We start from the raw sequence: 17823 nt of genomic DNA, 5'->3' as shown, positions 1-17823 counted from the left end.
CGTCAGCCAAGACTGCCAGATGTTCTCCTTTCAAATGACGTCGCGTGAGGGGAAGGCTACGTAGCCACAGGGCACTCAGTATCAGCAAACGGCGCAGAGTCCTGCGCTTGCGACTGCTTCTTGCATTCAAGAAATTCGCAGCAAGGAATTTTGCCTGGTCAATAGGGATGGCCGTGCGAGTCATGACACCCCATTGCTGGAAATTCCATGTCTGCCATGAGTAAAGCATCCTGTTCCCCTATCTCCCTGCATTACGCAGGATGGCGGGATTGGAGCGCCATGCTGCAAGCGAAGTCAAGCAGATCTATTCAGCAGTAGGCCTAAACTTGACAGCCCCGATCTCACACCGATTGAACACCTGCTGCCTCATGCTGCCGCCCTTTCCAACGATGGAGGTCGGCATGAAGGCGGCGCAGTTGTTCGTAAAGGCCCTGGAGGCCGAAGGCGTGCGCTGCATCTTCGGCGTGCCGGGCGAGGAAAACCTCGATGTCGTGGAAGCGCTGCGCGAATCGTCGATCCGCCTGATCGTGACCCGCCACGAGCAGGCCGCCGGCTTCATGGCGGCGACCTGGGGCCGGCTCACCGGCGAGGCCGGCGTGGCACTGTCCACCCTCGGGCCCGGCGCGACCAACCTGGTCACCGCGGCGGCCTACGCCCAGCTCGGCGCCATGCCGATGCTGATGATCACCGGGCAGAAGCCGATCCGCACGCACAAGCAGGGCCTGTTCCAGTTGGTCGACGTGGTCGACATGATGCAGCCGCTGACCAAGTACACGCGCCAGTTGGTCTCCGCGCCGACGATCCCGGCGCGGGTGCGCGAGGCGTTCCGCCGTGCCGAGGAAGAACGCCCCGGCGCGGTGCACCTGGAGCTGCCCGAGGACATTGCCCGCGACGAGGTGGAGGACGCGATCCTGCTGCCTACCGAGTATGCGCGACGCCCGTCGCCCGACGATGCCGCGCTGGTGCAGGCGGCCGAGGCGATCAGCAACGCACGCAAGCCGATCCTGATGATCGGTGCCGCGGCCAACCGCCAGCGCACGGCCGTCGCCCTGCGTGCCTTCATCGACAAGCTGGGCATCCCGTTCTTCACCACCCAGATGGGCAAGGGCGTGGTGGACGAGGACCATCCGCTGTGGCTGGGCAATGCCGCGCTGTCCGACGGCGACTTCGTGCACCGCGCGATCGACGCCGCCGACGTGATCGTCAACGCCGGCCACGACGTGGTGGAGAAGCCGCCGTTCTTCATGCACAAGGGCCGGCGCACGGTGATCCACATCAACTTCGCCTCGGCCGAGGTGGATACGGTGTACTTCCCGCAGATCGAGGTGGTCGGCGACATCGCGCACACGGTGGAACGGCTCGCCGACGCGCTCGAGCCGCAGGCACACTGGGATTTCGGCTATTTCGACAAGGTGCGCGCCGCGTTCCACGCGCAGTTGGAGGAACACGCCGACGACCCGCGCTTCCCGATGCATCCGGTGCGCATCGTCGCCGACACCCGCCGCTTCATGCCCGACGACGGCGTGCTGTGCCTGGACAACGGCATGTACAAGCTGTGGTACGCCCGCTACTACCGCGCCCGCCAGCCGAACACCGTGCTGCTGGACAACGCGCTGGCGACGATGGGCGCCGGCTTGCCCTCGGCGATGGCGGCGAAGATGGTTTACCCGGATCGCAAGGTGCTGGCGATCTGCGGCGACGGCGGCTTCATGATGAACGCGCAGGAGCTGGAAACGGCGGTGCGGCTGAAGCTCGACCTGGTGATCCTGCTGCTGCGCGACGACGCCTACGGGATGATCCGCTGGAAGCAGGCCGACATGGGCTACGCCGACTACGGCATGCAGTTCGGCAACCCCGATTTCGTGCTGTTCGCCGAGGCGCACGGAGCGCACGGGCACCGGCCGGCCAGCGCCGACGACTTCCTGCCCACCCTGCAGCGCGCCTACGCCGAGGGCGGCGTGCACCTGATCGACCTGGCCATCGACTATTCCGACAACCACCGCATCCTCGACGAACAAATCCGCCAGCTCAGCGCGGCGGTCTGATCCGGAGACGCCCATGCTCGACAAGACCTATCCCTACTACCTCGCCAACCGGCCGCAGACGTCGAAGGACATGCTCGACGTGCACGACAAGTACAGCGGCAAGGTCGCCACCCGCGTCGCGGTGCCGGACGCCAGGGCGACCGAGAAGGCGATCGCCGCCGCGGTGCAGGCCGCGCGGCCGATGCGCGAGTTCAAGCCGTGGGCGCGGCAGGCCGTGCTGCAGCACTGCGTGGAGCGCTTCTCCGAGCGCCGCGACGAGCTGGCCGAGGCGCTGTGCATCGAGGCCGGCAAGCCGATCAAGGATTCGGCCGGCGAGGTGACCCGGCTGATCGAGACCTTCCGCATCGCCGCCGAGGAGGCCGTGCGCATCAACGGCGAGACGATCAACCTGGAACTGGCCGCGCGGCTGGACGGCTACCACGGCTATACGAAGCGCGTGCCGCTGGGCCCGGTGTCGTTCATCACGCCGTTCAACTTCCCGCTCAACCTGGTCGCGCACAAGGTGGCGCCGGCGATCGCCGCGGGCTGCCCGTTCGTGCTCAAGCCGTCGGAGAAGACCCCGATCGGCGCGCTCATCATCGGCCAGGTGCTGGCCGAGACCGACCTGCCGAAAGGCGCGTTCTCGATCCTCACCCTGGACGGCGCGCACGCGTCCCCGCTGGTCGAAGACCCGCGCTTCAAGCTGCTCTCCTTCACCGGCGGCCAGATCGGCTGGGACCTCAAGGCGCGCGCCGGGCACAAGAAGGTGACCCTGGAGCTGGGCGGCAACGCCGCCTGCATCGTGGATGCCGACCAGGGGCCGAAGCTGGACAAGGTGGTGGAGCGGCTGATCTTCGGCGCGTTCTACCAGTCCGGCCAGAGCTGCATCGGCGTGCAGCGCATCTACGCGCACCGCGACGTCTACGACGCGCTGAAGAAGAAGCTCGTCGCGGCGACGAAGAAGCTCAAGGCCGGCGACCCGAAGGACAAGAGCGTGTTCCTCGGCCCGATGATCGACGAGGCCGCCGCCGAGCGCCTGCACGGCTGGATCCTCGAGGCGAAGAAGGCCGGCGGCAAGATCCTCTGCGGAGGCAGGCGCAGCGGCAACATGCTGGACGCCACGCTGATGGAGGACGTGCCGGCCGACGCCAAGGCCAACACCATGGAAGCGTTCGGCCCGTTCGCCCTGCTCGCCCCGTTCGGGACGTTCGACGAGGCGATCGCGATGGTCAACGACTCCGACTACGGCCTGCAGGCGGGCATCTTCACCGACAGCCTCGACCATGCCATGCGCGCGTGGAACGAGCTGGATCAAGGCGGCGTGGTGGTCAACGACATCCCCAGCTTCCGCGTGGACAACATGCCCTACGGCGGCGTGAAGCTGTCGGGCCTGGGCCGCGAGGGCGTGCGCTACGCGATCGAGGACATGAGCGAGATCCGCCTGATGGTGATGCGCGAATCGTCCTGAGGGCCTGTTCAAAGGTTCCCAGGTATTCCCTACGGGGCGTCATCCCGGCGGCTTTCAACGGCCGCAGGGCCGGTCAAGCTGGAGACGCTTCTCAACAGCCGAAGGGCTGGTCATCCAGTGACTTTCCCTTCCCCAAAACCTAGAGGCACTGGATCCCAGCTTTCGCTGGGATGACGCTTCGTAAGGGAATACCCAGTCAGAATGAAATCCCTCACGCTTCCCGCTCGTTATTCCTGCAAAAGCAGGAGGCGCTTTTCAACAGCCGAAGGGCTGGTCATCCAGTGACTTTCCCTTCCCCAAAACCTAGAGCCACTGCACCCGGCTTGACAGGCCCTTCGGCCGTTGAAAGCCGCAGGAATGACGAGCGGGAAGCGTGAGGGATCCGTCCGGCTGGGAAACTTCGAACGACGCTCTGAGCCCCAGGCTCAGCCCGCCAGCGGCACGGCGTCGGGCACGGCGCCGGCGCGCCGCAGTTGCTCCACGTCGCGTAGCGGCGGCGCGCCGAACAGCCGGCTGTATTCGCGGCTGAACTGCGACGGGCTCTCGTAGCCCACCCGGTGCGCCGCGGAGGCCACGTCGCAATGCCGGGCCATCAGCAGGCGGCGGGCCTCCTGCAGGCGCAACTGCTTCTGGTATTGCAGCGGGCTCATCGCGGTGAGCGCGCGGAAGTGGTGGTGCAGCGAGGACGCGCTCATGTTCACCGCCTCGGCCAGCGCGTCGATGCGCAAGGGTTCGCGGTAGTGGTTCTTCAGCCAGCCGATCGCGTGCGACACCCGCTGGCCGCGGCTGCCGGAAGTGGCCACGTGGCGCAGGCGCGGCCCCTGCTCGCCGGCCAGCAGGCGATACAGCAGTTCGCACTCGATCAGCGGCGCCAGCGCCGGCAGGTCCGCCGGCGAATCGAGCAGCCGCACCAGCCGCAGCATGGCGTCCATCATCGGCGCGTCGACCGGGCCGGCCCCGATGCCGCGGCCGCCGGCGCCGCCTGCCGGCGCCGGGCGCGATCCGGCCAGCAGTTCGCCGATGCGCCGGGCGTCGAAACGCAGCATCGCGCAGAGATAGGGTCGCTCGGCGCTGGCCGCGACTACCTGCGAGGACACCGGCAGGTCGATCGAGGTGATCAGGCAGTTGGCCTGGTCGTAGCGGTAGGTCTCGCCGCCCAGTTGCAGTTCCTTGGCGCCCTGCGCCACCAGCACCAGGCCCGGCTCGTAGACCGCGCAAAGCTGCACGCCGGGCACTTGGGCGCGATAGAGGGTCAGTGCCGGCAAGGCGGTCGCATGGGTGCCGTCGCGGCCGGTCAGGCGCTCGATGCGCGCCGCCAGCTCCAGGCGGTCCCGTTCCAGGCGCGCGGCCGGCTCCGTCAAGGCAAGGTCGGTATTCATGGCGGGGACATATGAGGAAATGAGCAGGCGAGAAGATTGCCTGTTCCTGCACGCGTGGGCGAGTGCTTGGCCCCCGACCGTGGAGGATCGGGCAAGGATCGCGCAGGATCCGGCTACCGCATCCCGGCCTTCGCTTTGCATACTTTGTGCATCGACACCCGATCCGCCCGAGGAGAGTCCCATGCCCCTGACCGTCCGCGGCTATGCTGCCCAATCCGCCACCACACCGGTGGCCCCGCATACCTTCGAGCGGCGCGACCCGCGCCCCGACGACGTGGTCGTCGACATCCTCTACTGCGGCGTCTGCCACTCCGACCTGCACCAGGCCCGCAACGAATGGCACAACAGCCTCTACCCGATGGTACCCGGCCACGAGATCGTCGGCCGGGTCAGTTCGGTCGGCGCCGGGGTGAGCCGGTTCAAGGTCGGCCAGATGGTCGGCATCGGCTGCATGGTCGATTCGTGCCAGCACTGCAGCTCCTGCGCGCATGGCCTGGAGCAGTACTGCCTGGAAGGCGCCACCTGGACCTACAACGGCACCGACCGCCGCGACAGCCTGCCGACCTTCGGCGGCTATTCCGAGCGCATCGTGGTCTCGGACAAGTTCGTGGTGGGCATCTCCGACAAGCTCGATCCGAAATCCGCCGCGCCGCTGCTGTGCGCCGGCATCACCACCTGGTCGCCGCTGCGCCACTGGAACGTCGGCAAGGGCAGCAAGGTGGCGGTGGTCGGCCTCGGCGGCCTCGGCCACATGGGCCTGAAGTTCGCCAAGGCGCTGGGCGCCGAGGTCACCCTGTTCACCCGCTCGCCGGGCAAGGAGGACGAGGCGCGCCGGCTTGGCGCGGACCACGTGGTGCTGTCCACCGACCGCGCGCAGATGAAGGCGGTGGCCGGCCGGTTCGAGTTCATCCTCGACACCGTGCCGAACCCGCACGACCTCAATCCGTACCTCTCGACGCTGGCGCTCGACGGCGTGCTTTGCCTAGTCGGCCAGTTGCAGCCGCTGGACCCGCCGGTGAACGCGGGCGCGATGATCTCCGGCCGCCGCACGGTCACCGGCTCGGCCATCGGCGGCATCGCCGAGACGCAGGAGATGCTGGACTTCTGCGCCGAGCACGGCATCGGCGCCGACATCGAGATGATCGACATCCAGGACATCAACGAGGCCTACGAGCGGATGCTCAGGAGCGACGTGCGCTACCGCTTCGTGATCGACCTGGCCTCGCTCGGCAAGGCCGCCTGAGACACCTGGACGAGCGCCCCGCTACGGCCGCAACGGCGGCTGCGGCGGGGCGTTCCAGCCCAGGGCGTTGTAGACGCGGTAGCGCGCGAGGCCCACGTACTCGTGCAGGGCCACGTCGGTGAGGCCGAGGTTCCACCAGCCGGGCCAGAGGCCCGGGTCGGCCTTCAGGTAATCCCCGCGCACCGCCGTGGCGGCGATGCCGAAATGCCTGAAGTACAGCTCGCCGCGCCGCAGGTGGAAGGCCGAGGACACCAGCCACACGCGCGAGACGCCGAGCGCCTCCAGCAGCGGGCGCGCGAACTGCGCGTTCTGCCAGGTGGTATTGCTGCGCGATTCCAGGATCAGGTCCGCGTCGGGCACGCCGAGCCGCCGCAATGCGTCGCCGTAGGAGACCGCCAGCGGCGTGCCTAGCCGCGCCGGGTCGCCGCCGCTGACCAGCAGCTTGCAGCTCGCGCCCGCCTGCCTGCACTCGCGGTACAGCATCGCCGCGCGGGCGATCCGGCCATACACCCAGAAGCTCGGCTCGACCTGGCCGTGCGGGATCGCCACGGCATCCCCGGTCAGCAACACGATGGCGTTGTTGCCGGGCCCCCACGAGGACGCGGGCAGGGCCGCATACGGCGCTTGCAGGCGCTCCAGCAGCCAGGCCGGCAGCGGCCCGCAGGCCGCCACCAGGAACAGCAGCAGGGCCGCCCCGGCGAAGCCGCCCGCCCATCCGCGGCGGCGACGCCAGAGCGCGATGCCGGCCAGGGCCAGCAGGATCACGAGCAGGTCGAAAGTCATGGCTGCACCACCGTTCGAGGAACGTGCAGGGTAATCCAGCGCAGCGCGGCGCGGCGGACCGTTCCCTGCGGGAAACGCTGTAGTGACGAACGGCCTATTGAGGGACCGCCCCGGCGCAACCATCTGCCTGCCAGCCGAACCGGACAACGACCGTGAACAAGACCCTGCTTCCCTGGCTCACCGCACTGCTGATGGCACTGGCCGTCCTCCCGGACGCCGCCTGCGCCGCGCCAGCCAGCGGCGGCTACAGCCGGCTCGGCGTGCCCGATCTCCCGCAGGCCGTGGATTTCTTCCACGACGTGATGAACTGCGAACCGGTCGATACCGGCGAGGACGCGCCGTCGATGGTCCTGATGGACTGCGGCCACGGCGACATCGTCGAGCTGTCCGCGGCGGCGCGCAACGGCGGCACCGTGCCCGACGTGGTGCTCGCCACCGACGACGCCTCGGCGGTGGCCGCCTGGCTGCGCACCAACCGGGTCGCCCTGCTCGGCCGGCCGCGCGTGGTCGCCAGCGGGCCGGACGCCGGCCGGATCGTGGTGCGCTTCCTGGCGCCGTGGGGACAGCCGCTGCAACTGGTCAGCCCCGGCGGCGCGGACGACCCGCTGCGCGCGGCGGGCGCCGGCCTGGCCGTGCAGTAGCCCACGCCGACCGGCGTATACACCGCCAGCCGGCCATCCGGCATCATGCACGCCGCCACCTTGCGGAGCGGCGCCATGACCACCCTCGTCTTCGTCCACGGCTGGAGCGTCACCAGCACCTCGACCTACGGCCAGATGCCGCAGCGGCTGCAGCAGCGCGCCGCCGCCGACGGCCTGCCGCTCGCCGTGCGCGACCTGTGGCTGTCCGAGTACGTCAGCTTCGACGACGCGGTGACCATGGGCGACCTGGTGCGCGCGTTCGACCATGCCCTGCGCGACCTGCACCTGCTGGACGCCAGTTTCGCCTGCGTCACCCACTCCACCGGCGGCCCGCTGGTGCGCGAATGGCTGCGCGCGCAGCGCGACAAGCCCGGCAGCCACAGCACGATCCGGCTCACCCACCTGGTGATGCTGGCCCCGGCGAACTTCGGCTCGGCGCTGGCCCAGCTCGGCAAGGGCACGCTCGGCAAGATGAAGGCCTGGTTCGACGGCGTCGAGCCGGGCCAGCGCATCCTCGACTGGCTGGAACTGGGCAGCGCCGCGTCGCTCTCGCTCAACCTCGACCACATCCATGGCGCCGATCCGGCCGCGAGCGGCCAGTACGCCTTCGTGCTGACCGGCGACCGGCCCGACCGCAGCTTCTACGACCACCTCAACAGCTATACCGGCGAGGACGGTTCCGACGGCGTGGTGCGCATCGCCGCGGCCAACCTCAACGCGCGCCATGCGGTACTGGCCGTGCCCCAGGGCGCCGGCGACGGCGCACCCGACACGCTGTCCCTGAGCCTGCTGCGCGGGCCGCGCTGCGCCTTCAAGCTGATCGCCGGCGCCGCCCATTCCGGCACGGCGCACGGCATCCTGGCCGGCGCCGCGCCGGATACCGTCGACGCGATCCTGCGCTGCCTGAAGGTGCGCAGCATGGCGGACTACACCGCGCTGTGCGACGCCTTCGACGGCGAGAACGCCCAGCGCGACGCCGCCAAGGTGGAGCTGGAACCGGCCGGGCCGTTCCCGCCGCGCGTGCACATCCACGATCCGCGCAGCCTGCTGATCGTGCGGCTCGCCGACGAGGCCGGCGAACCGCTGAACGGCGCCGGCTTCCTGCTCACCGCCGGCGCGCAGGCCAGCCCCGACCTGATGCCGGAGGGCTTCATGCTCGACCGCCAGGCCAACTCGAAGGCCCGCACCACCGTCTCGCTGTTCCTCAACCACAGCCTGCTCGCCGGCGACGCCCGCGTGGCCGATCCCGGCAACAGCCGCCGGACCCTGCGCCCCGCCGTGTCCGGCCGCCGCCCCTACGGCGCCCGCGTGCAGCCGGCCGACCTCGAGGGCCTGGTACACCATGCGCTGGCCGGCAGCGCGGCCGGCGAAGACCTGTTCGCGATGCTCGGCCCGCACCAGACCACCGTGCTCGACGTGGTGTTGCCGCGCAAGGTCCACGAGGGCGTGTTCCGGCTGACCCAGTCGCTCGCGCCTGAAGATTTCCACAAGCCGCGGGCGGGTGCGGTGATCGGCTGAGCGCGGCATCCTCTACCATCACGCGCCGCTTGCCACTCTTGCCTGCCAGCAGCGCCGAACCCCGCGCGGACCATGGAAAAGAAACCGATCTTCTTCGACCCCACCGGACGCCGCGCCAGCCACGTCTCGCGCCTGGCCCTGCTGGCCGGCGTGGTCAGCACGCTGTTCGTGGTGGCATGCGTCGCCAGCCTGTTCGTCGGGCCGCGCATGGCCGGCCTGCAACTCGTCGGCCGCAGCCGTGCGCTGCACGGCCTGACCGGGGTGGAGGCCAAGGCGCCGGGCCTGCTGAAGCCGGCCGAGCGGCTGGCCGCGGAGGTGCGCGCACGGCAGAAGCAATTGCACCCGCCGCGCACGCGCGCGAAGAACGCCCCGGCGCACACGCCGCCGCCGTCGCTGGACAAGCCGGCCGACCGGCCGCTGGCGATCGGCTTCTACGTCAACTGGGACGACAGCAGCTACCCCTCGCTGAAGCGCGCGCTGCCCACGCTGGACTGGGTCATCCCCACCTGGCTGAGCGTCAGCGGCCCGGACATGGCGCTGCACGTGGGCATCGACACCCGCGCTTTGCAGTTGATCCGCCGCGTGAAGCCGTCCACCCCGATCCTGCCGCTGCTGCAGAATGCCGTGGACGGTCAGTGGGACGGCGCCGGGCTGGCCCGCATGCTGGCCGACCCGGACCTGCGCAGGCAGCGCATCGCGCAGATCGTCGCCGTGCTCGCCGACAACCGCCTGCAGGGCGTGACGGTGGATTTCGAGGAAGTCCCCGAAAGCGCGCAGAAGAACCTCAAGGCCTTCCTCTCCGAACTGAACGACGCCTTCGACCCGCACGGCTGGGGCATCGTGCTGTCCGTGCCGTTCGACGACGCCTCCTGGGACTACGCCGGCTACGCCGACATCGTCGATTTCGAGCTGCTGATGGCGTACGACCAGCACTGGGCCGGCAAGGACCCGGGCAGCATCGCCGGCCAGGACTGGTTCGAGGAAACCCTCGACAAGCGCATGAAGACGCTCGATCCGGACCAGACCATCGTCGCGATCGGCAGCTACGGCTACGACTGGGCGCACGGCAGGACCGCCGAGACGCTCACCTTCCAGGACACCATGGATCGCGCGTCCGACGCGCAGGCCGAGATCGCCTTCGACCCGGACGCGATGAACCCGCACTACGCCTACCGCGAGGACGACGGCACGCGGCACGACGTATGGTTCCTCGACGCCGTCACCGCCTACAACCAGATCCACGCCGCCGACGACTACAAGCCCTACGGCTACGCCCTGTGGCGGCTGGGCTCGGAGGACCCGTCGATCTGGGCGGTGCTCGGGCGCCCCTACGGCGCCGCCGCCCCCGCGCAACTGCGCACCATCGGCCAGGGCGAGGACATCGACATCGAGGGCCAGGGCGAGGTGCTGCAGATCGCCTCCGAGCCGGCGCCCGGCGCGCGCACCGTCGAGGTGGACAAGGACGACGGCAGCATCGACGACGAGAGCTACACCGCCCTGCCCAGTTCCTACGTGATCCAGCGCACCGGCACCCTGCCGCACAAGATCGCACTGACCTTCGACGACGGCCCCGACCCGGAGTGGACACCGCAGATCCTCGACATCCTCAAGGCGAAGCACGTACCGGCCACCTTCTTCATCATCGGCGAGAACGCCGAGATGTCGCCGCGGCTGGTGCAGCGCGAGGTCGAGGAAGGCCACGACGTCGGCAGCCACACCTTCACCCATCCCAACCTCGGCGACAGCCCGCCCGGCATCGTCGCGCTGGAGCTCAATGCCACCCAGCGGCTGTTCGAGGCGCTCACCGGGCGCTCGATGCGGCTGTTCCGCGCGCCCTACTTCGGCGACGCGGAACCGACCACCGCCGACGAGCTGGTGCCGATCCAGATCGCGCAGAAGATGGGCTACATCTCGGTGGGCCTGCACATCGACCCCGACGACTGGCAACGCCCGCCGGCCGACCGGATCGTGCAGAGCGTGCTCGACCAGGTGGCGAAGCAGAGCCCGGACCGGCAGAGCCGCGTGGTGCTGCTGCACGACGGCGGCGGCGAGCGCTCGCAGACGGTGATCGCGCTGCCGCGGATCATCGACGCGCTGCGCGCGCAGGGCTACCAGTTCGTCACCGTCTCCGAGCTGGCCGGCCTCACGCGCGACCAGGCCATGCCGCCGCTGCCGCACGGCTCGCTGTCGCGCTGGGCCGACCGCTCGGTCTTCCTCACCCTGGGCTGGTTCGGACACTTCCTGCGCGCGCTGTTCCTCACCGCGGTCTGCCTCGGCGTGGCGCGCCTGCTGCTGCTCGGCGGCCTGGCCATCGTCAACCGGCTGCGCGACCGGCGCCGCGTCCCGCCCGCGCTGGGCGACGAGCCGCCGCTGGTCTCGGTGCTGATTCCCGCCTACAACGAGGAAAAGGTGATCGCCAGCTCGATCCGCCGCATCCTCCAGAGCCGCTACCCGAACCTGGAAGTGATCGTGGTGGACGACGGCTCGACCGACGCCACTTCGGCCGTGGTCGGCGAACACTACGCGCGCGAGCCGCGCGTGCGGCTCATCACCACGCCCAACGGCGGCAAGGCGCACGCGGTCAACACCGCGCTGGCCGCCTCGGCCGGCACGGTGGTGGTGGCGCTGGACGCCGACACCCAGTTCGAGCCGGACACCATCCCGCACCTGGTGCGCTGGTTCGCCGACCCGGCGGTCGGCGCGGTGGCGGGCAATGCCAAGGTCGGCAACCGCATCAACCTGATCACCCTGTGGCAGGCGCTGGAATACATCACCGCGCAGAACCTGGAGCGCCGCGCGCTCGCCGCGCTGGGCGCGATCACCGTGGTGCCCGGCGCGGTCGGCGCCTGGCGTCGCGAGGCGCTGGAGCGGCTGGGCGGCTTCCCCGACGATACCCTGGCCGAAGACCAGGACCTCACCCTCTCCGTGCAGAAGGCCGGCTATCGCACCCTGTTCGACGCCGAGGCGATCGCCTGGACCGAGGCGCCCGACACCGCCCGCGGCCTCGCCCGCCAGCGCTTCCGCTGGGCCTACGGCACCCTGCAATGCCTGTGGAAGCACCGCGACGCCACCTTCCGTCCCCGCTACGGCGCGCTCGGCATGGTCGCGCTGCCTCAGGTATGGCTGTTCCAGATCGTCTTCTCGGTGGTGTCGCCGCTGGTCGACCTGCTGATGCTGTGGCAGATCGTCGCCACCGGCCTGGACTACCTGCAGCACCGCGGCCATTTCAATTCCGACAGCCTGGTCAAGATGGGCGTCTTCTACGCCGTGTTCATGGCGGTGGACCTGCTCGCCGGCGTGCTCGCCTTCGCGATGGAGAAGAAGGAACGCTGGAGCCTGCTGTGGTGGCTGGTGCTGCAGCGCTTCGGCTACCGCCAGTTGATGTACTACGTGGTGGTGCGCTCGGTGTGGACGGCGATCCGCGGGCCGTCGGTCGGCTGGGGCAAGCAGGAGCGCAAGGCCACGGTGAACGCGGGAAGCGGCCCGGGGCACTGACATCCCCTGGCGATCGATGGCGGCGGGCGCTTCCCGACAACCGGGGGGCTTGCCGTCCGCCGACGTCGAAAGAAAGGCACTGGATCACTCGCTCCTCCGGGGCAGCCCCCGGCCGTTCAATGCCCGCAAAGCCCGCTCTTGTCCCGCTTTGGCGGGAATGGCGAGCGCAGAGCCACGAAATCGATGGCTCGCGGCATCCCGCTTCGCCCAATGCGCATCGGCACGGGCCACGTACCCGGGGAACCGGGCTGGCGCAGCGCATGCACGGACTGGCGACGCCAACCCGCGCGCACCACGGCAGGACTCCATACTCGGCCCGCCACAGCCCGAGGAACGCCGATGCGCCGCGCCATACTTGCCTCCCTGACCGCTCTTGTCCTTGCCTCCTCCGTCCATGCGCGCCACGTACAGGACGCCGTTTCCTCCCAGACCATCGCCGCGGTCCTCGCCGATCCTGCGCGCAAGGCGGACGCCGCCGCCGATGCGCGCCGCAAGGCCGCCGACATCCTCGCCTTCAGCGAGGTCAGGCCCGGCGGCCGCGTGCTCGACCTCATTCCCGGCGGCGGCTATTTCAGCCGCATCTTCAGCGCGGCCGTGGGTCCGCAAGGCCGCGTCTACGCGGTCTTTCCCATCGCCTACGAAAGGGCCGAACCCGGCTTCGCCGACAAGCTGCGCGAGGTCGCCCGGCAACCCCACTACCGCAATATCGAGGTGCTGCTGCAACCGGCCGACGCGCTGGCCGCGCCGGCGCCGGTGGACCTCGTGTTCACCTCGCAGAACTACCACGACTACCCGGACAAGTTCATGGGCAACGTGGACCCGGCGACACTCGACCGGCAGGTCTTCGACGCGCTGCGCCCCGGCGGGCTGTTCGTGGTGATCGACCATGCCGCGGAAGCGGGCTCGGGCATGCGCGACACCGACACCCTGCACCGCATCGACCCGGCCGTCGTCCGGCAGCAGGCGGAAGCCGCCGGCTTCGTGCTCGACGGCCAGCTCGACGTGCTGCGCAACCCGGCCGACACGCACGCCAGGTCCGTCTTCGACAAATCCATCCGCGGCCGCACCGACCAGTTCGTCTACCGCTTCCGCAAGCCGGCGCGCTGATTCGGGGTTCGCCGGAATGGCGTTTCATGGGTAACACCTGGAGGCCGTGAACAAGCTCTCGGGATTGAACAGCGCCCCATGACCGTCGGGCAACCGAACGCGAGGCCACGGCCTGAAGCCTCGAACCAGGCCGTCACTCAACCGCCGGCTTTTCCCGCTTCGCAGCGTCGAGCACCACCGAGGTCTCGATCTGGCGCTCCGGCACGTTCCAGTACATCCGCAGCAACGCGGGCGCCTGTGCCGCAGGCACCCGTTCGAACCCGTGCCGCTGGTAGAAACGGATTGCCCAGGTGGCGGCGCACCACGTTCCCACGAGAGTGCGCCGCGTGCCTCGCCGGCGCAGGTGCCCGATCAGTGCGGAGCCGACGCCGCGTCCCTGCCATTCGGGCAGGACGTACGCATGGCGGATCAGCTCGACGTCGCGCACCGCCTGAACGCCCATCACGCCGGCCAGCGTGCCGTTCCTTTCGTACCCCCAGAATTCGACGCCGGCGGCGATCTCGTCGTCGAGCTCCTTCGCGGACATGTACGGCTCGTGCCAGCAATCGTCGGGGATCACGCCCCTGTACGCCTCTGCCGCGGCCTGGATGATCGCGAGCATGTCCGCGCGCTCGTCGTCGCGGCAGCGCCGGAGGTTCGCCTGCACCGGGGTTTCGTCGGTCGAGGGAACGTCGTCCTGGCGTGGATCGGTGGATGTTGGTGACACGGTTGCACTCCTGTCGGTTGGCTTGGTCCCAGCCTGGGCGACAGGGCCATGCGTGGTCTTGGACAAAAGTGCGGGTGTTCAACTCAGCCGGCGGCCGCAGCGTAGCGGCTCGGCGTAATGCCGAACTGCCGCGTGAAGCAACGGGTCAGGTGGCTCTGGTCGAAGAATCCGGCGATCGCCGCCGCTTCGGCCAGGGCGTGGCCGTCACGGATGAGCCGGCGCGCCAGGGCGATCCGCCGTTGCAGGATGTACGCGTGCGGAGGCAGCCCCAACTCGCGCGCAAAGCCGCGAAGCAACTGGTAGCGGCTGAGCCCGACCTCGCTGGCGAGGCCAGCCAGCGTCAGCGGCGAGGCTGGATCGTCGTCGATTCTTTCGCGGGCTCGCCGGATGGCGGCCACCGGCCCCGACGGCATCTTCCGGCCCTCTGCCGCATTGGCCTGCATGCCTGCGACCAAGTGCAGGATTGCCGCCTCGCATGCCATCGCATCGCGCGGGCCGCCGGCAAGCGCATGCGCAAAAGCGCCATCGAAGAGCTGGCGCAACCGCTCGTCCGCAAATACCGGCGCGGCGAACGCCAGCGGCGCATGGGCACCATCGCCGATGTCGGCCAGCGTCTGTCCCAACAGCCCGGGATCGATATACAGCATGCGCCACGACCGCGACTGCCCCTGGATCGCGCGCCCATCGTGGACCTCGCCCGGGTTCACGAAAATCAGGGTGCCCGGCCCGGCCTCGACCGGCCCACGGCCGCTCGACGAGGCATGCCCGCCGGCATCGACGACGCCGATGCCGTACTGGTCGTGCGTATGACGCGGATAACTGCGCGCCGTGGACGCGCTCATCGCATCGACGCCAGCCTGCGGAAAACGGTGGAAGAGGACTCGTTCGCTCATCCGCACTCCCGAGATGGCTTCGCGTCATCGGCCACATGGCCCGCCGACAGCGTCCCGGACACTCAGCCGCCGCGCACCCGCATCGTCAGCCCGCGCAGGAAATGCCGCAGCAACTGGTCGCCGCACAGGCGGAAGTTCTTGTGGTCCGGCTGGCGGAACAGCGCGCTGAGTTCGGGCTTGGAGACCGGGAAGCCGGCGTCTTCGAGGATCCGGTGCAGGTCCACGTCCTTCAGCTCGAAGGCGACGCGCAGCTTCTTCAGCACCACGTTGTTGGTGACGCGCTTCTCGACCGGGCGCGGCGGCCGGCTTTCGTCCTTGCCGCGGCAATGGAACACCAGGCCGTCGAGGAAGCACGCCAGCACCTTGTTGCTGCACTCCGCGTAGCCTTCCTCGTCGTCCTTCTTCAGGAACGCCTGCACCTCGTCCTTGCCGATGGGAAAGGACGCATCCGCCAGCTTGACGATCTCGATCACCTTCTGGTCGCTCAGATCGAGCATGTAGCGGATGGCGCGCAGTACGTCGTTGTTGATCATGGCGGTTCCCGGAAAGCCTTGCGTCGGGGCGACATGCTAACCCGTCGGTCAAGCGCCGCGCCGGCGCCAACCCCTTCCCGCGCCACCTTGCGTTTCATCCTGCACGAACCGCAAGGAGACCCGTCCATGAGTGCGAAGGCCCTGTTGCACAGCCTGTTGCTGGCGCTGCTGGTGGTGCTTGCCGGCTGCGGTGCCGCCCGATCCGAGACCGGCTCGACGCCGGTCTCCGCGCGCCCGAATCCGTGCGCGCCCGAGCCGCTTCCCCCCGGGCCGGCTTCCACGGCATCGACCGACCCCCTCTACGAGCGCGGCCCCGTCGGCGCGGGTAGCCCCAGGGAGGCCATGCAGCCGCCACCGCCGCCGGTGCAGCCACAAGTCGCCGCCGCCCCGCTGGTCATGGGCAAGGCCATGCGGATGGTGGCCCCGCCCAGCCTGTTGCCGCCGATGCCGATGCCCAGGCCCATGCCCGGCAACGTGGATGGCGAGCACTACACCCACCGCGACGCCAACCCGGTGCAACTGGCGTCCGAACAACCGGTCTCCACCTTCGGCATCGACGTCGACACCGGCTCGTACACCAACGTGCGGCGCATGCTGAACCAGGGCCGGCTGCCGCCGGCCGATGCGGTGCGCGCGGAGGAGTTCATCAACTACTTCGACTACGGCTACGCGCCTCCGACCGATCGCGCGCAGCCGTTCACCGTCGCCACCGAGCTGGCGCCGGCGCCGTGGAACGCCAAGCGCCAACTGCTGCTGATCGGCATCCAGGGCTATTGCGTGCCGAAGGCCGAGATCCCCGCGGCCAACCTGGTGTTCCTGATCGACACCTCCGGCTCGATGAACGAACCGGACAAGCTGCCCCTGCTCAAGGCGTCGCTGAAGCAACTGGTGCGGCAGTTGCGCAGGCAGGACCGCGTGGCGATCGTCACCTACGCGGGCCGCGCCGGGGTCGCCCTGCCCTCCACTGCGGGCGACCGGCACGCCGCCATCGATGCGGCCATCGACGCGCTCGACGCCTACGGCTCGACCAACGGCGGCGCCGGCATCGACCTGGCCTACGCGCAGGCGGAGCAAGGCTTCGTCGAGGGCGGCGTGAACCGGGTGATCCTGGCCACCGACGGCGATTTCAACGTCGGCACGGTGGACGAGCAGGCGCTCAAGAGCAAGGTCGAGGAACGGCGCAAGAGCGGCATCGCGCTCACCACGCTGGGCTTTGGCGAGGGCAACTACAACGACGCCATGGCGGTGATGCTGGCCGATGCGGGCAACGGCAGCCACCACTACATCGACAGCCTGCTAGAAGGCCGCCGCGTGCTGGTCGACGAAATGTCGGCCACCCTGCTGACGATCGCCAGGGACGTGAAGATCCAGGTCGAATTCAACCCCGCAAAGGTGCGGGAATACCGCCTGATCGGCTACGAGAAGCGCGCGCTCAGGCGCGAGGACTTCAACAACGACCAGGTCGATGCCGGCGAGATCGGCGCGGGCGCGAACGTCACCGCGATCTACGAGATCACGCCTGCGGGATCGGCCGCCGCGCGCATCGATCCGCTGCGCTACGGCGATGCCAAGGCATCCGCCGGCCGCGGCGACGAGCTGGCCTTCCTGCGCCTGCGCTACAAGCGGCCGGGCGAAAGCGCCAGCCGCCTGATCGAGCGCCCCGTCGCCGCACGGCCCGCGGCGCAGGCCAGCGAGCGCCTGCGCTTCGCCGCGGCGGTCGCCGCCTTCGCCGATGCCCTGCGCGGCGGCACCTACCTGGACGGCTACGACTACGCACACATCGCCGCCCTCGCCGACGGCGCGCGCGGCGCCGATCCCGACGGCTACCGCGCCGGCTTCGTGCAACTGGTGAAGCTGGCCGACGGCCTGGGCACCCATGCGGCGCGGCCGCCGTTCGCCGGCCCAGCCGCGCCCGGCGTGGGTTTTCGCTGAGCCGCCGCATGACGCGGTCGCGACCCGCCGCGGCGACCCTGCCGGCGCCGCGGCCCCCTTCCGCCGCTACGGCAGGCGTCTTCGCCGGAGATGGCGGATGC

At 69.6% G+C, this 17823-nt stretch carries 14 protein-coding genes; 8 read left to right on the top strand and 6 right to left on the bottom strand.

All coding sequences use genetic code 11. The features are described 5' to 3' along the window. The coding region (locus ASG87_RS20790; RefSeq protein WP_235499563.1) for a hypothetical protein at nt 1–229 on the bottom strand (229 nt) is incomplete at its 3' end. Between the two features lie 172 nt (nt 230–401). Here ASG87_RS20790 and ASG87_RS04590 point away from each other — a divergent pair. Both ASG87_RS04590 and ASG87_RS04585 read left to right on the top strand, forming a co-directional pair. Continuing rightward, entirely contained in the window at nt 402–2045 is a 1644-nt protein-coding gene (locus ASG87_RS04590) for an acetolactate synthase large subunit (RefSeq protein ID WP_056001516.1), read from the top strand. 13 nt (nt 2046–2058) lie between these two features. Next, nucleotides 2059–3492: an aldehyde dehydrogenase family protein gene (locus ASG87_RS04585; protein WP_056001487.1), complete on the top strand. Its 1434-nt coding sequence runs from the start codon at nt 2059–2061 to the stop codon at nt 3490–3492. Nucleotides 3493–3917: 425 nt separating this feature from the next. Here ASG87_RS04585 and ASG87_RS04580 read toward each other — a convergent pair whose 3' ends face one another. Further along, nucleotides 3918–4871, bottom strand: a complete 954-nt coding sequence (locus tag ASG87_RS04580; RefSeq protein WP_056001484.1) for an AraC family transcriptional regulator — start codon at nt 4869–4871, stop codon at nt 3918–3920. Nucleotides 4872–5052: 181 nt separating this feature from the next. On the opposite strand from ASG87_RS04580, the gene ASG87_RS04575 reads away from it, so the two are divergent. Beyond that, nucleotides 5053–6114, top strand: coding sequence for an NAD(P)-dependent alcohol dehydrogenase (locus ASG87_RS04575; protein ID WP_056001482.1), 1062 nt, complete (start codon nt 5053–5055; stop codon nt 6112–6114). Between the two features lie 21 nt (nt 6115–6135). Here the strand turns inward: ASG87_RS04575 and ASG87_RS04570 are convergent, their stop codons facing one another. Further along, nucleotides 6136–6897 (bottom strand): YdcF family protein, encoded by a 762-nt coding sequence (locus ASG87_RS04570; RefSeq protein WP_056001479.1) that lies wholly within the window; start codon nt 6895–6897, stop codon nt 6136–6138. 152 nt (nt 6898–7049) lie between these two features. On the opposite strand from ASG87_RS04570, the gene ASG87_RS04565 reads away from it, so the two are divergent. From ASG87_RS04565 to ASG87_RS04550, 4 genes are all read left to right on the top strand, one after another. Next, nucleotides 7050–7538 carry a VOC family protein gene (locus tag ASG87_RS04565; protein WP_056001476.1) on the top strand — a complete coding sequence of 163 codons (489 nt, stop codon included), beginning with the start codon at nt 7050–7052 and terminating at the stop codon, nt 7536–7538. Between the two features lie 75 nt (nt 7539–7613). After that, on the top strand, nt 7614–9056 hold the full coding sequence (locus ASG87_RS04560; protein ID WP_056001513.1) for a hypothetical protein: 1443 nt from the start codon (nt 7614–7616) through the stop codon (nt 9054–9056). Between the two features lie 72 nt (nt 9057–9128). Continuing rightward, nucleotides 9129–12551, top strand: a complete 3423-nt coding sequence (locus tag ASG87_RS04555; protein ID WP_056001473.1) for a glycosyltransferase — start codon at nt 9129–9131, stop codon at nt 12549–12551. A gap of 339 nt (nt 12552–12890) precedes the next feature. Then, a complete protein-coding gene (locus ASG87_RS04550) occupies nt 12891–13658 on the top strand; it encodes a class I SAM-dependent methyltransferase (RefSeq protein WP_056001470.1) in 768 nt (255 codons plus the stop codon). Between the two features lie 133 nt (nt 13659–13791). Here ASG87_RS04550 and ASG87_RS04545 read toward each other — a convergent pair whose 3' ends face one another. The 3 genes from ASG87_RS04545 to ASG87_RS04535 all read right to left on the bottom strand — a co-directional run bounded on the left by ASG87_RS04545 (nt 13792) and on the right by ASG87_RS04535 (nt 15790). After that, nucleotides 13792–14364: a GNAT family N-acetyltransferase gene (locus ASG87_RS04545; protein ID WP_200948988.1), complete on the bottom strand. Its 573-nt coding sequence runs from the start codon at nt 14362–14364 to the stop codon at nt 13792–13794. Between the two features lie 83 nt (nt 14365–14447). Continuing rightward, nucleotides 14448–15257 (bottom strand): AraC family transcriptional regulator, encoded by an 810-nt coding sequence (locus tag ASG87_RS04540; protein ID WP_056001467.1) that lies wholly within the window; start codon nt 15255–15257, stop codon nt 14448–14450. A gap of 62 nt (nt 15258–15319) precedes the next feature. Beyond that, nucleotides 15320–15790 carry a DUF1456 family protein gene (locus tag ASG87_RS04535; RefSeq protein ID WP_056001464.1) on the bottom strand — a complete coding sequence of 157 codons (471 nt, stop codon included), beginning with the start codon at nt 15788–15790 and terminating at the stop codon, nt 15320–15322. 126 nt (nt 15791–15916) lie between these two features. Between ASG87_RS04535 and ASG87_RS04530 the strand changes: the two genes are divergently transcribed. Beyond that, nucleotides 15917–17722, top strand: coding sequence for a VWA domain-containing protein (locus ASG87_RS04530; RefSeq protein ID WP_056001461.1), 1806 nt, complete (start codon nt 15917–15919; stop codon nt 17720–17722). Nucleotides 17723–17823: the final 101 nt, after the last annotated feature.

Source organism: Frateuria sp. Soil773 (assembly GCF_001428405.1).
Lineage (GTDB): Bacteria > Pseudomonadota > Gammaproteobacteria > Xanthomonadales > Rhodanobacteraceae > LMSL01.
Note: the sequence above shows the minus strand (reverse complement) of the source record. Positions and strands in the feature narration are given on the sequence as shown.